We start from the raw sequence: 13,828 nt of genomic DNA, 5'->3' as shown, positions 1-13,828 counted from the left end.
AAATTTGAAATCTGCACATCTATGCGTCATCCATCATACTTACTAAAACCCGAATGGATAAAAACAATCCGGGATACTGCCGCGGAGGCCGAAAAACTGGCCATGCTGCACCCTGATCAATTGAAACTGGTTTACGAGCAGGGCTGGTTTAGATTCCTGGTTCCGAAAGCCTATTCGGGCCTGCAACTGCCTTTGCCGGATATGGTGCGGTTGGAAGAAAGCCTGGCCTGGGCCAACGGCAGTTTGGGCTGGGTGGTTACCCTTTGCAGTGGTGCGGGCTGGTTTGGCGGTTTTTTATCGGCAAGCATAGCCCCGGAATTATTGAACAACCCTGCATTATGCCTGGCAGGCAGCGGCGCATCAACAGGTACGGCCACCATTACCAATGGCGGCTACATCATTAACGGCACCTGGAAATATGCCAGCGGCGCGCACCATGCCACCCATATAACAGCCAACTGTATCATCAAAAATGGCAACGAATCTGTTTTAGACGCCGACGGAAACGAACTGGTACTACCTTTTATTTTCGACAAGAAAGATGTGGAGGTTTTCCCCGCCTGGAAATACATCGGCATGATGGCCACCGGCAGCGATGCCTACCAGGTAAGCAACCTGTTTGTTAAAGCCGACAGGTGTTTTAAGATCGACCCGGAGTATGCAGTAATCAACGAGCCTTTGTACAAATATCCCTTTTTACAATTGGCCGAGGCTACGCTGGCTGCAAACATATCGGGCATGGCCGTACACTTCCTTGATCTGTGCGGGCCATTGTTTGATGAAAAACAGTTAGGCAAACGGCAACGCGATACTCACCGCGATACAACAAAACAACTGCTGGATGAATTAACTACCAACCTTAATAAAACCCGGGCCGAATTTTACCAGGCCGTTGACGCTTCCTGGCAAAGTGGTTTAACAGGCCCCGCCGGGTATCTGACCGAGGTAAGCACTACCAGCCGCAAACTGGCCAAAACAGCACGCGAGAGTGTTGATAAGCTATACCCGTACTGCGGCCTGCAGGCTGCCAATCCCAATACCGAAATAAGCCAAACATGGCGCGACTTGCATACCGCAAGCCAGCACAGTTTGTTAAATAGCATCGGCGGGTAAACAGAAGCTGAAAGCAGAATGCCCAAAGCTTAAAGCTAACTCATATATTTTCTATCCGACAAAAACATATGTGAAATTAAATAACAGGTCGCACATAGTTGGGTTAACACAACTTAACACATTTCAGCTATATTTATATATAAAAACCTCATTATCAATACCTTGATGTTTTAACATGGTTAACACTAAAACTGACCGCACAATTTGCGCGAATCCAAATATTTGTACCTCTTGCCGACCAACACAAGTCTCCCCTGGCTCCCGTATCTGCAAATAAAATAAGTTATGTTTGATGCCTATAACTTCCCAACGCTATAAGCTATCCGTTAGCTCTTATTAAATAACAACTTACGGCCCTTAACTATTCAACGCAAATTCTCTATCTTGATTCTTGACTCTTAATTCTGATTCTTATTTGTAACAAAACCCATACTTAACATAAACTTCATATGGCTTTTTAATTTCATTGTTGATATTTGGCGATCCAAAAACAAAAAAATGAAGCTTAAATATCTGTTGCTTTTAATTTTAGCCACTGCCTCTCTTTCGGCATCGGCACAATCTCACAAAAAAAAACATAAACATACCAGCAGGAGGAACAACGATAGCGAAATTACCTACCACCGCGAACGCGCTATACCCATGCCTACCGGCCTGCCCCGCCCCAAACTGGTTATTGGCTTGGTGGTTGATCAAATGCGGTGGGATTACCTGTACCGCTATTTTGACCGTTACGAAGATGGCGGTTTTAAACGAATGCTTGGCGAGGGCTTTACCTGCGAGAATACCAATATTGATTATATCCCCACGGTAACCGCCGCCGGCCACACCTGCATATACACCGGATCGGTGCCGGCCATTCATGGTATTGCGGGCAATGATTTTATTGTGCAAGCTACCGGAAAATCAATGTATTGCACAGATGATAGCACGGTAACCGCCGTTGGCAGCACCTCAAAGGCCGGCCAAATGTCGCCACGCAATTTGCTGGTAACTACCGTTACTGACGAGCTTAGATTGGCAACCAATTTCCGCTCAAAAGTTATTGGCATCGCGTTAAAAGACCGCGGTGGCATTCTGCCTGCCGGGCATACCGCCAATGCCGCTTATTGGTTTGATGACACCAGCGGCAACTGGATAAGCAGCACTTACTACATGACCGATTTGCCTGCCTGGGTTAAAAACTTTAACAGCCAAAAAATTGCCGAAAAATACCTTAAACAGGATTGGAATACCCTTTACCCTATAGCCACTTACCTGCAAAGCGCCCCCGATAACAGCGGCAAATACGAAGGCAAGTTTGCCGGCACCAGTGCACCAACCATGCCGGTTAATACATCGGCATTGTACAATGGTCACTTAGGCATGATCCGGTCTACACCTTACGGCAATTCGATGACGCTTGATATGGCTAAAGCGGCTATAGCAAATGAACAATTAGGCAGCAATACAGTTACCGACTTTTTGGCCGTAAGCCTGTCATCTACAGATTATATAGGGCACCAGTTTGGCCCTAACTCTGTAGAGATAGAGGACACTTACCTAAGGCTTGATCATGACCTGGCCGCCTTTTTTGCTTATTTGGATGGCACCCTGGGCAAAGGCAGTTACTCGGTATTTTTAACCGCCGACCATGGCGCTGCGCATAACGCCAACTTCCTGAAAGATCACAACGTACCTGCCGGAACCTGGGACGATGCCGCTGCGCAGAAAGAAATGAACACCATGCTGAACGACAAGTACAAGGTTCAAAACCTGGTTATCAGCATGGATAATTACCAGGTTAACCTTAACAATGCCGCCATCAAAAAAGCAGGCATCAGCGAAGAGGCGATAAAACTTGACTGTATAAACTATCTGCAAAAACAACCGGCTGTACAATTTGCCGTTGATATGCAAAACGCAAACGCCGCGACTATCCCGGTTGATTTGCGCAGCCGCATTATAAATGGTTATAACACCGAGCATAGTGGCGTGATACAAATCGTATTAAAACCAGGCTATTACTCGGGGCACGGAGCAACCGGAACAACCCATGGCACCTGGGCGCCATATGACACCCATATACCGCTGGTATTTATGGGCTGGGGCATTAACCATGGCAATACCACACGCCAAACCCACATGACGGATATTGCCCCTACCGTGGCATCACTATTACACATACAAGCCCCCGATGGCTGCATTGGCAAAACCATTAGCGAGGTAATCAGGTAATCCGGGGTTCGGGTTGCGGGGCTCGGGGGTCGGGTTGCGGGGCTCGAGGGTCGGGGTTCGACATTTTACCGGCAACCCGCCCCTCGCAACACGAACCACGAACCCCAAACCCCGAACCTCGAACCAGGCAACACACCACCGAAATGAAAAAATACATATCCAGGTTTCATTACATCACACAGGACATGCCGCAGCGCAGCCATACACAACAGGTTGAAATTGCCTGTAGTGCAGGCGCCAACTGGATACAATATCGATGTATGACTAAATCAGACAACGAACTGGTTGCCGAAATTGACCAGATAGCAGCTATTTGTGATGACTGGGGAGCTACCCTTATCATTACCAATCATTATCACCTGCTTGATAAAGTTGATGCCCAGGGTGTGCACATTGAAGACCAGCGTGCCGATTTTAGCACTATCCGCGAAGCAATTGGCGAAGATAAAACCTTTGGAGCATCGGCTACTAACCTGGCCGGCCTGCTAAAAACCCAGCATTCAGGCGTGGTTGATTACTGTGCACTGGGGCCGTTTGCCCATACTGAAACCAGGCCGAATAATTTCCCCTTGCTGGGTTACGATGGCTACCGTCAATTGGAAAAAGCCCCCATCGAAATTCCGGTTATTGCAACCGGTGGAATCCAATTACAGGATGTTGAATTATTACTTAAAACAGGCATTTACGGCATAGCGGTTTCGTCGGCCATCAATCGTTCTATTGATCCGGCCGGAATGGTTAAGGAGTTTTACCGCAAAATGTACTAAACTCACTATTGCCCTGAAGTGAGCTTCATTTTTAATATTAATATTGCTTAATAACAAAGGCACTGTTGCCTGCATGCCAAAAACAGCAGCAAAATATCCGGTCAAAAAAGGCAGGTTTTTGTTTCGACGATGCACATTTAACTATAACAAAGAATATTTTAGTTCATTGAACAAAATGAGTTATTGATTTTGTAAATTGCATGTGAAATCCAATATATAACCTATATTTCTTTATGGAAACCTATAATAGACTGTGGCGGTTGTTTTTTGCTATTGCGTTAGTTTCAATCGCGGTTCAACAATTTATCTGCTCTGGTTTCAGGCCGGTTATTATGCCTCCCGAGCCGGCATTTATAGGGCAAAGCACTTTTTGCATGTGTGTAGCAGGCATTTTGATGATACTGATATCGGCCGCTATTATTTCGGGCATCAACTCACATATAGTTGCCGATTACCTGGGGGCATTCATGCTGTTGATGATTATCCTCTCACACATACCATACAATATTAAAATGAACCCGTTTTTTTTGGCAGGATGGAACGATGCCTTTAAACTGCTGGCCTTGTGTGGCGGGGCCTTTATAGTGGCTACCTCCTTCCCTGCCGATACAGTAAGCGGCATTGATGCGGTTACAGAAAAGTTACGGCCCGCCGGCCCATACTTTTTTGCTACAACCATGATTGTTTTTGGCATCGAGCATTTTATTTATCCAAAATTTGTAGCGCTGCTGGTACCATCGTGGCTCCCTTTTCATTTATTCTGGGTGTATTTTGCGGGCATAGCCCTTATTGCTGCCGGCGCCGCTATTGTGTTTAAATTTAAGGTAAAACTGGCGGCCTCTTTGTTAGGCTTAATGCTGTTTTTATGGCTTATCATGGTGCACATCCCACGCGGGCTCGATACCTCCATAGTGGATAGGGCTAATGAATGGACAAGCGTCTTTGAGGCTTTGGCATTTAGCGGCATAGCATTTTTAATAGCCGGCACTTATAAACCAGCGCAAACGGCGGCCAGTCAATAATTAGTCAAATCATCCGCATGGGTTTTAGCTAAAATGGTTTTGTTGTATATTCACGCCAAATTTTAAACTCATGACAGCTTATAGCTTTTTACAACATCTCCATTCGGGTTTCAGGTATATTGTACTGGCCTTAATTTTGGCAGCCATCATAGGTGCGCTTATTGGCCTGATAGGAAAAAAGCCTTATACCAACGGCAACCGCAAACTCAATTTGTTTGCCATGATATCGGCACATACGCAGTTGCTTATTGGCATAATACTTTATTTTGTAAGCCCGCTGGTACAGTTTAACAGCGAAACCATGAAAAATAAAGTGACCCGGTATTTTACTGTAGAGCATTGGGTTATCATGCTGATTGCCCTGGCTTTAATAACCATTGGTCATAGCAAATCAAAAAAAGCAGCCACCGGCGAGGCCAGGCATAAAGCCATTGTTACCTTCTATTTGATAGGTTTAGTGATAATTTTAGCCGGTATTATACTTATCCCACGTAGCTAATAGGATTTAGCAACAAATAAACTTTCAAAAAAATTTGATAATTCATTTTTCTTTATAAATTTGTGGCCACGATGATTAAAAACACAAATAAAAATAGCTGGTGGCACCAATTAAATTTGGCAGCCGGATACGTTTTTAGTCAGCGATGATCTAATCAATTGTAAACCTAAGTGGAAAACCCGGCGACCCCAATTCGCCGGGTTTTTTTATTTATATATTTTTGAAAACATAACATGAGCACTTTTAAAATAACAACCACCTATAAAAAACTACTGGCCGATACCACCACGCCGGTGAGCATTTACCTGCGCCTGCGCGATGTATTCCCCAACTCGCTGCTGCTGGAAAGTTCGGACTATCACAGTCGCGAAAATAGCTTAAGCTACATTTGCTGCGAACCTATTGCCGGCTTTGTACTCAACAACGGCATACTAAAAAAGCACTATCCCGATGGCAGTCATGAAAGCCTTGAAGCCGGCAGCTTTGAACTGATTGACCAGCTTAACCAATTTGTGGGCAGTTTTGAAACCGACGCCAACCCGTTGAAAATTATATCAAACGGTTTGTTTGGCTATTTTACTCATGAGGCGGTTGAACATTTTGAAACCATCAAACTAAAACAAACCGACGATAATCCTCGCCAGATTCCGGTAATGCAATACCACATTTACCGTTATATCATCGCTGTGGATCACTTTAAAAACGAGCTTTACATTTTCCACAACCAGGCCGAAGGCGGCCCAACCAACGGCGGTATCGAAAAACTGGAATACCTCATCAAAAACAAAAACTTCCCCGAGTACAGCTTTAAAAGCAGCGAAGCCGAAAAATCAAACCTTACCAACGAGGAGTTTATCGCCATTGTTGAAAAAATGAAGCAGCATATTTACCGGGGCGATGTTTTCCAGATAGTGCCATCAAGGGCATTCTCCCGTACCTTCCAGGGCGATGAGTTTAACGTGTACCGGGCATTGCGCTCCATCAACCCATCACCCTATTTATTCTATTTTGATTATGGCGATTTCCGCATCTTCGGCTCATCGCCCGAAGCGCAAATCACTATAAAAAATAATGTGGCCAGCATCTTCCCTATCGCCGGCACCTTTAAACGCAGCGGAGATGACGTGAAAGATGCCGAGATAGCCCGCAACCTGGAAAATGATCCCAAGGAATCGGCCGAACACGTAATGCTTGTTGACCTGGCCCGTAACGACCTGAGCCGCCATTGCGAGCAGGTACAGGTTAAAGCGTTTAAAGAAGTACAATACTATTCGCACCTTATCCACCTGGTATCGCACGTAAGCGGTAAGTTATTACCCGGCGTGTCATCATTCAAAATAGTTGCAGATACTTACCCAGCGGGTACCCTGAGCGGTGCGCCAAAATACAGGGCGATGGAAATTATCGACGAAAATGAAAAAGCCAAACGCAGCTTTTATAGTGGCGCCATAGGTTTCATGGGTTTTAACGGCGAATTTAACCACGCCATCATGATCCGCTCGTTCCTGAGCAAAAACAACACCCTGCACTACCAGGCGGGGGCAGGTATTGTAGCGGGCTCTGTTGCCGAAAGCGAACTGAAAGAAGTGGATAATAAAATTGCGGCGTTAAGACGTGCAGTGGAATTGGCGGAAGAATTGTAGGCCCCCTAACCCCCTGAAGGGGGAACAATAGTGGGTAAATTAAATAATTGATAGATTTTTTTACGACATAACAAATGAACGAACATACAAACTCCCCCTTTAGGGGGCCGGGGGGCCCCGGCGGCAATATCCTGATAATAGACAATTACGATTCCTTCACCTATAACCTGGTGCATTTGGTTAATGAGCTTGGCCTGCAATGCGATGTTTGGAGGAATGATAAATTTGCTTTGGAAGATGTGGATGCATATGATAAGATCATCCTATCTCCGGGGCCCGGCATACCGTCTGAAGCAGGTTTGTTGCTGGATGTGATCAAAAAATATGCGCCAACCAAAAGCATATTTGGCGTTTGCCTGGGGCAGCAGGCCATTGCCGAAGTATTTGGCGGCAGCCTTTATAACCTGAGCCAGCCTATGCACGGGATTGCTACCCCCATAAAAGTGACCGATACCGACGAGCAATTGTTCCGCGATTTGCCCGATAGCTTTAAAGTTGGGCGTTACCATTCGTGGGTTGTAAGCGCAAATGATTTACCCGAGGTATTGAAAGTAACGGCTATCGACGAGGAGGATAATTCTATCATGGCATTATCGCACCGCGAATATGATGTGCGCGGCGTACAATTTCACCCCGAATCGATATTGACCGAGTATGGTAAAGAAATGATGGGTAACTGGCTGAAATAATTATAATTAAATTTGTCAATCCAAATCCAGAGTAGTAAAATCCGCGGATTCTGAAGGGGAAATGACATCCAAAAATAAAAGGCTGTCATCCTGAGACACGAAGGATCTATTCACGAACTTTTCTATCGTCATGCATAGCTGATAGATCCTTCGTTCCTCAGGATGACAGTAAGTGTTAGAGTTTTCAATCAAAAAATTCCCCTTTCAGGGGGTTAGGGGGCTAAGGCTTTATGACGATACTTGATAAAATAGTTGCCAACAAAAAAAGGGAAGTAGCATACGCAAAAAGGCGTATCTCATACGTTGAGCTGGAGGAGTCTGAATATTTCCACAGGGAAACGTATTCATTTAAGGATTTTCTGCTTGATCCTGCCCGTACCGGTATAATTGCCGAATTTAAGCGTAAATCACCCTCAAAAGGCATTATTAACGATAAGGTAAGGGTTAGCAAGGTGACAACCGATTACGCGGTTGCAGGGGCATCCGCTCTATCTGTATTAACCGACCGCGATTTTTTTATGGGCCGCAAAGCCGATTTAAAACGGGCACGTTCTGTAAACAACATCCCTGTTTTGCGCAAGGATTTTATGATAGATGAATACCAGGTAATTGAGGCCAAAGCATTGGGCGCCGATATTATCCTGCTGATAGCGGCTATTTTAACCCCGGCAGAAATTGATAAGCTTGCCACGCTTGCCAAAAGTTTAAACCTTAACGTGCTGCTCGAAGTACATAACCTGGAAGAGTTGGAGCGCAGCATTCACCCAAAACTGGATGCAATTGGCGTAAATAACCGCAACCTGGCCGATTTTACGGTATCTGTAGAAACATCCTACCAACTGGCCAAACATATTCCTGCCGAATTCATGAAGATATCTGAAAGCGCCATAAGCGATCCGGAAACCATCAGGCACCTGAAGCTGGCCGGCTTTAACGGCTTTTTAATTGGCGAAACCTTTATGAAACAGCCCGATCCAGGGCTGGCAATGAGGGATTTTGTAGCGCAGCTTTAAAGGGGAAAACCTTAATAAAAAAGCGGGACCGCCAATTGGCAGCCCCGCTTTCTTTATTAGCGTCACTATAAATTAGTGCTTATCGAAAAACAATTTGGTGGTTACCAAGTCGCCGCCAATGGCAGCTGAAGCGGCTTTATAGTTAGCCCCGTTTACATTGCTCTCTGCAATTGGGTAAGGGAAACGTACCGGGAATGCACTTGAAGCCGTTGATGGCGCAACCAATGCAGGTACATCCAGCCTGCGGGTTTCTATCCATGCATCCCAGCCCCTGTTATAATCTGCAATCCATTTTTGGTAAGCAAGATTAGTTGGGGTATAGGGATTAACCAACAAATAGGCGGTTGCATCACCTGCACCCCAATATGAATACGATGCCTGAACACCGGCAGCATAGTAGAGTGCAGCAGTGCCGGTAATATACCCTTTCGCAACAGCTTCTGCCTGATAAAACGATACTTCAGCAAAATCAAGTAATAAACCAGGAAAAGTTGGCGCAGTTAACGTAGGACTAACGTGCGAGAAACTGTCATAGTTTGATTTAGCACCAGGGGCGCTGCCTTTATATGTACCATCAGCTAAGGCAGTAAAATACTTGCCCACGCGGGCGTCTGCATGACCGTTTAAGTAACTAACAAGTGTATTACAGGCTACATAGTCAAATCTGCCACTTTGAACGATATCAACATAAACCGGGTTTGTATTTGGAGTAGCTCCTAAATAAGCAAAGGTTGCGTTATCCGCATTAGAGGTAAACACACCGCCAGAAACCGCTGATGCCGCCGCTACAGCCGCAGTAGTTGGATCAGAGTCGGCTATGGTCAAAGCCATTTTTAATTTAAATGAATTGGCAAACTTTTTCCACTTTGTTGTATTGCCTCCGTAAATTACATCAGCACTTCCAAAACTTCCTGCGTTTGTATTTAACGCGGCTATGTCTGCACTTAAACGGGTTAACAGATCTTTGTAAATAGTTGCTGCGTCATCATACTTAGGAAAGTTATTATTAGCATCAAATGCCTGTGTATAAGGAACATTACCAAAAGTTGTTACCAGGTAATAAAAAGAATAAACCTGCAGGATATCCAGTATTGCTATATCGTTTTTCTGAATATCAGCGCTGGCGATAGAAGCGTCAGTAGGTACAATGGTTTTAGCCAAGCGCAAGTTATTTAATACATCACGATAAAGGGCGTTCCATTCCGCACCATTTATATTACGGGCATTGATGAGGTAATTACTTTCATCGGTGTACGTGGTTTCTTGCCATTGCTGTTCAATTAACCTATAAATATTAGTGTTTACGCTTGACGTGGTAACAGTATTGGTTAAAACCCGCTCAGCCTGTGTAAATAATGAGGCGGCCGGAACCGTTGGGAAAAGCTTTGGATTCGAATTTAACGAAGCCAGGTCTTTATGGCATGCTCCAAGCGAAAGGATCGGAAGCAATGCCGCGATAAAATATTTTTTCATAATCGTTAGAATCTTACTTTTAAGTTAAGGTTAAACATTCTGGCGGTTGGGAAAGCACCACTTTGATAACCTTGCAGGTTACCTGAGCTTAAACCTTCTTCAGGATCGGTATAAGGGGTGTTTTTATGGATGATCCATAAGTTACGACCACTTAAACCAACGTCGATGCCTTTAACGCTGCCAAGCCGTGAAAGAACAGATTGAGGCAAAGAGTATGCAATCGCTGCCTCACGTAATTTCACATAACCCGCGTCATAAACGAAACCAGCTGCAGGATTATGCTCATAGCCATATAAACCAGAACCTGTGTTATCTGCTCTAACGGTATTTTGAGCTCCTGTAGAGGTAACACCAGGTAAAATCACACCGCCACCATCTGACAATGCGTTTCTTGATGGCTTACCTAAATCATTGTTACCTACAGTTTCAGGATACAAACCTGTATCCATACCATAATAAGTATCTAACGAGAATACGCTACCACCTTTTTTAACGTCAACCAGGAAGCTTAAAGTAAATGATTTATACCTAAACGAACTATTGATGCCGCCCGTCCAGTTTGGGTTAACGTTACCCAACACTACGTTATTGCTTGAAGAAAGCACATAATACCCGTCGTCTCCAACAACTTGCTGCCCGTTTTTAGTAGCAAGTGCATTTCCATCTTTATCAACATAACCATTACCGCGAATATCGCCATAAGGACGATCCAGGCTTGCATTAAGCGAAACCCCGCCCTGGAAAGAACCAAGCTGAAGATTGGTAGCCTGTTGACCAGAGCCATCAGTATAAAGTTTTAATACTTTGTTTCTGTTACGGGTAAAGTTAACATTCACTTTCCACGTAAAGTCTTTTGTTTGTACTGGTGTACCATTTAATGCAACTTCGATACCTTTATTTTGAATAGTACCGGAGTTAATATAAGCAGCATTATAGCCGGTAGCTGTAGATAATGTCACCGGAATCAGCTGATCAACGGTTTTGTTGTTGTAATAAGTGAAATCAAAACCTAAACGGTTGTTGAAAAATGCCATTTCCAACCCACCCTCAGATGCTTTTGTACGCTCGGGCTTTAATTTTGCATTATTTTGGGTTGTACCTATAAATGCCTGAGGGCTTGAGCCAAATGCCGTAGTAAGCGAATAATAATTACTTGTGCTTTGTGGCGTGCCGCTATTACCAACTTCAGCATAATTGATTCTTACTTTTCCATACGATAGCCATGAATATTGTTTAAGCAATTCAGAGAAAGTAAAACCTAAATTAACTGACGGATAGTAATATTTATTGCTATATGAAGGCAAAGCCGAAGAAGCATCACGCCTTAAAGTACCATCTAAAACCACCATTTTTTTCCAGGTGAACGTAGCACCGGCAAAAATACCATCTGTTTCAAATGGGACATACGTTTCAGTTGGAGCGTTTGGCGTATTCTTAGAATTTGATAAGCTATAAATACTTGGTACAATTAAGCCCCCGTTTGTGGTTGCCGCAATTGACTGGTAAAGATTTTTACGTACGTTAACCCCTAACAGACCTTTAAAATTAAGATCCTGAGTTATATTATTGTCAGTTGTAGCAAGGAAATCAAAGTTGGTTTCATTAAAGCTCAGGTTTCTCCTGGTGTATGATGATAAACCAACAGAACCAACTTGCCTGCGTTCTTCCTGAATCTGGCTCCAGTTATCAACAGTTACACGGCCTAATAAATTTAGCCAATTTGTAGCTTTATAATTTAAGCTAACGTTACCGAAGTAACGGTTGCGGGTATCTGTTTCAAAGTTTTGATACCGGATGAAGTAAGGATTATCCCAATAAATTGGAACCAGATTGGTTGGGCTTGCCCAGTTCCAGGTAATATTTTGACCACCGGAAGCAAAGTATTGATCTTTAAGTTCTTTGATGTCGTTATTTACCTGATACCATTGCCTGAAAGAGTTCAGGATGTTATCTGATTGATAACCGCTTCCGTAACGTCCTTTACCATCTGTACGAGTGTAGCTGATATTGGCAGCTGCAGTTAGTTTACTGTTGATGTTATATGTTCCGCCAAAGTCAAGGTTGTTTTTCAACTCGTTACTATTAGGCATAAAACCGGTTTGGTTATTGCGGGTATAACCTAATTTAAAAGTACCATTATCGCCACCATTAGTAATGAACAAACTTTGGTTATTACTGATTGGGTGAGTGAAAAATGTATTGGGATCATTAGCAGCAGCAACCCAAGGCGTAGCCTTACCAAAATTAGGAGAGTATTTGCTAAACGCATCCCATTGATAAACCTTCAGGTTTGGATCGAAGGCATGGCCATATGAAGCGTCTTCGGTCAAAGGATCAACCAAATCTTTAACACCGTCGCCATTGATGTCCCTATAAAGGAAATAACCGCTTGGATCTTCATAATAGGTTCCGTAACCACCGCCATATTGTTTTTGGTATGTTGGCAAGGTTGATTTATCAACAGCACCGTAACCGTAACTTGTGTTAAAAGTAATACCAAGTCCTTTATTAACTTTTTTGGTTGTAATTAAAATTACACCGTTGGCACCGATAGAACCGTATAATGCAGTAGCAGCAGCGCCTTTAAGAACGGTAACTGACTCAATATCATCCGGGTTGATATCTGAAGCGGGCGAACCATAATCATAACCACCTGTACCGGCAGCTACTGAGCTCGAATTGCTGTTACCCTGGTTGCCACCGCCAGAACCACCGTTGTTGTAAGGCACGCCATCAACAACAAATAAGGCCTGGTTGTTGCCGAGGATTGATTTAGTACCACGTAAAACAACATTTGTTGAACCGCCGAGGGCGTTGTTCTGCCTGATTTCTAACCCGGCTACCTTACCTGATAAACCGCTTACAAAGTTACCGCTACGTTGTTTGCTAACCTCGTCGCCGGTTACTTTCTGTGCAGCATAGGCTTGCTGGTTACGCGTTCTGTTTAAGCCCAGCGCTCCAGTTACCACTACCTCGCCAAGTTGCTGGCTCGAGGCAACTAAAACAACATTAACTGTTGGTCCATCGGCAGGCAACGTTTGGGTAATGTAACCAAGAAAACTAAATGACAATAAAGCATTGTTGGGCACGGATAAGGAGAATCTTCCGTTTGCATCGGTCTGGGTACCGGTTGTAGTACCCTTAATGCTTACTGATACCCCCGGCACCGGTAAGCCATCTTCCCTGGCCGTAACCTTTCCGGTTACGGTATGGTTTTGCGCATATAGCTGTGTTGCAGCAAGTAAAAAGATGCACAAAGTCGTAAGTAGACTTTTTTTCATGAATAATGTGTTAGTTAATAGTTAAAAACTTTAAGAGGTTAAATGTATATGGGATTTATAAAAAATCAAATAAATAATTGTAACATTTCGTTTACATAAATATTATTGCGC

At 44.0% G+C, this 13,828-nt stretch carries 10 protein-coding genes; 8 read left to right on the top strand and 2 right to left on the bottom strand.

The genetic code is table 11. The features are described from left to right. Window positions 1-21: 21 nt before the first annotated feature. The 8 genes from BMX56_RS02835 to trpC all read left to right on the top strand — a co-directional run bounded on the left by BMX56_RS02835 (window position 22) and on the right by trpC (window position 8,963). A complete protein-coding gene (locus BMX56_RS02835) occupies window positions 22-1,113 on the top strand; it encodes an acyl-CoA dehydrogenase family protein (RefSeq protein ID WP_090640432.1) in 1,092 nt (363 codons plus the stop codon). 498 nt (window positions 1,114-1,611) lie between these two features. Then, window positions 1,612-3,330: an alkaline phosphatase PafA gene (gene pafA / locus BMX56_RS02830; RefSeq protein WP_090640427.1), complete on the top strand. Its 1,719-nt coding sequence runs from the start codon at window positions 1,612-1,614 to the stop codon at window positions 3,328-3,330. A gap of 143 nt (window positions 3,331-3,473) precedes the next feature. Further along, on the top strand, window positions 3,474-4,097 hold the full coding sequence (locus BMX56_RS02825; protein ID WP_090640422.1) for a thiamine phosphate synthase: 624 nt from the start codon (window positions 3,474-3,476) through the stop codon (window positions 4,095-4,097). Between the two features lie 233 nt (window positions 4,098-4,330). Continuing rightward, window positions 4,331-5,119 carry a DoxX family protein gene (locus BMX56_RS02820; RefSeq protein WP_090640418.1) on the top strand — a complete coding sequence of 263 codons (789 nt, stop codon included), beginning with the start codon at window positions 4,331-4,333 and terminating at the stop codon, window positions 5,117-5,119. Window positions 5,120-5,189: 70 nt separating this feature from the next. Further along, window positions 5,190-5,618, top strand: coding sequence for a cytochrome B (locus BMX56_RS02815; RefSeq protein ID WP_090640414.1), 429 nt, complete (start codon window positions 5,190-5,192; stop codon window positions 5,616-5,618). 233 nt (window positions 5,619-5,851) lie between these two features. Beyond that, window positions 5,852-7,261, top strand: coding sequence for an anthranilate synthase component I family protein (locus BMX56_RS02810; protein WP_090640409.1), 1,410 nt, complete (start codon window positions 5,852-5,854; stop codon window positions 7,259-7,261). A gap of 74 nt (window positions 7,262-7,335) precedes the next feature. Then, window positions 7,336-7,950, top strand: a complete 615-nt coding sequence (locus BMX56_RS02805) for an anthranilate synthase component II (RefSeq protein WP_090640406.1) — start codon at window positions 7,336-7,338, stop codon at window positions 7,948-7,950. A gap of 230 nt (window positions 7,951-8,180) precedes the next feature. Then, window positions 8,181-8,963, top strand: coding sequence for an indole-3-glycerol phosphate synthase TrpC (trpC, locus tag BMX56_RS02800; protein WP_090640402.1), 783 nt, complete (start codon window positions 8,181-8,183; stop codon window positions 8,961-8,963). Window positions 8,964-9,035: 72 nt separating this feature from the next. Here trpC and BMX56_RS02795 read toward each other — a convergent pair whose 3' ends face one another. Continuing rightward, window positions 9,036-10,436 (bottom strand): SusD/RagB family nutrient-binding outer membrane lipoprotein, encoded by a 1,401-nt coding sequence (locus BMX56_RS02795; protein WP_090640397.1) that lies wholly within the window; start codon window positions 10,434-10,436, stop codon window positions 9,036-9,038. Window positions 10,437-10,441: 5 nt separating this feature from the next. Next, entirely contained in the window at window positions 10,442-13,717 is a 3,276-nt protein-coding gene (locus tag BMX56_RS02790; protein WP_090640394.1) for a SusC/RagA family TonB-linked outer membrane protein, read from the bottom strand. Window positions 13,718-13,828: the final 111 nt, after the last annotated feature.

Origin of the sequence: Mucilaginibacter sp. OK283, from assembly GCF_900110415.1 — a bacterium.
Classification (GTDB): Bacteria; Bacteroidota; Bacteroidia; order Sphingobacteriales; family Sphingobacteriaceae; genus Mucilaginibacter.
Note: the sequence above shows the minus strand (reverse complement) of the source record. Positions and strands in the feature narration are given on the sequence as shown.

Excerpts from the sequence above, each read along its gene's own strand:
- BMX56_RS02815 (WP_090640414.1), top strand. The coding sequence starts at position 5,190 with ATGACAGCTTATAGCTTTTTACAACATCTCCATTCGGGTTTCAGGTAT.
- BMX56_RS02790 (WP_090640394.1), bottom strand. The coding sequence starts at position 13,717 with ATGAAAAAAAGTCTACTTACGACTTTGTGCATCTTTTTACTTGCTGCA.
- BMX56_RS02810 (WP_090640409.1), top strand. The coding sequence starts at position 5,852 with ATGAGCACTTTTAAAATAACAACCACCTATAAAAAACTACTGGCCGAT.
- BMX56_RS02835 (WP_090640432.1), top strand. The coding sequence starts at position 22 with ATGCGTCATCCATCATACTTACTAAAACCCGAATGGATAAAAACAATC.
- BMX56_RS02825 (WP_090640422.1), top strand. The coding sequence starts at position 3,474 with ATGAAAAAATACATATCCAGGTTTCATTACATCACACAGGACATGCCG.
- BMX56_RS02795 (WP_090640397.1), bottom strand. The coding sequence starts at position 10,436 with ATGAAAAAATATTTTATCGCGGCATTGCTTCCGATCCTTTCGCTTGGA.
- trpC (WP_090640402.1), top strand. The coding sequence starts at position 8,181 with ATGACGATACTTGATAAAATAGTTGCCAACAAAAAAAGGGAAGTAGCA.
- BMX56_RS02820 (WP_090640418.1), top strand. The coding sequence starts at position 4,331 with ATGGAAACCTATAATAGACTGTGGCGGTTGTTTTTTGCTATTGCGTTA.
- BMX56_RS02805 (WP_090640406.1), top strand. The coding sequence starts at position 7,336 with ATGAACGAACATACAAACTCCCCCTTTAGGGGGCCGGGGGGCCCCGGC.
- pafA (WP_090640427.1), top strand. The coding sequence starts at position 1,612 with ATGAAGCTTAAATATCTGTTGCTTTTAATTTTAGCCACTGCCTCTCTT.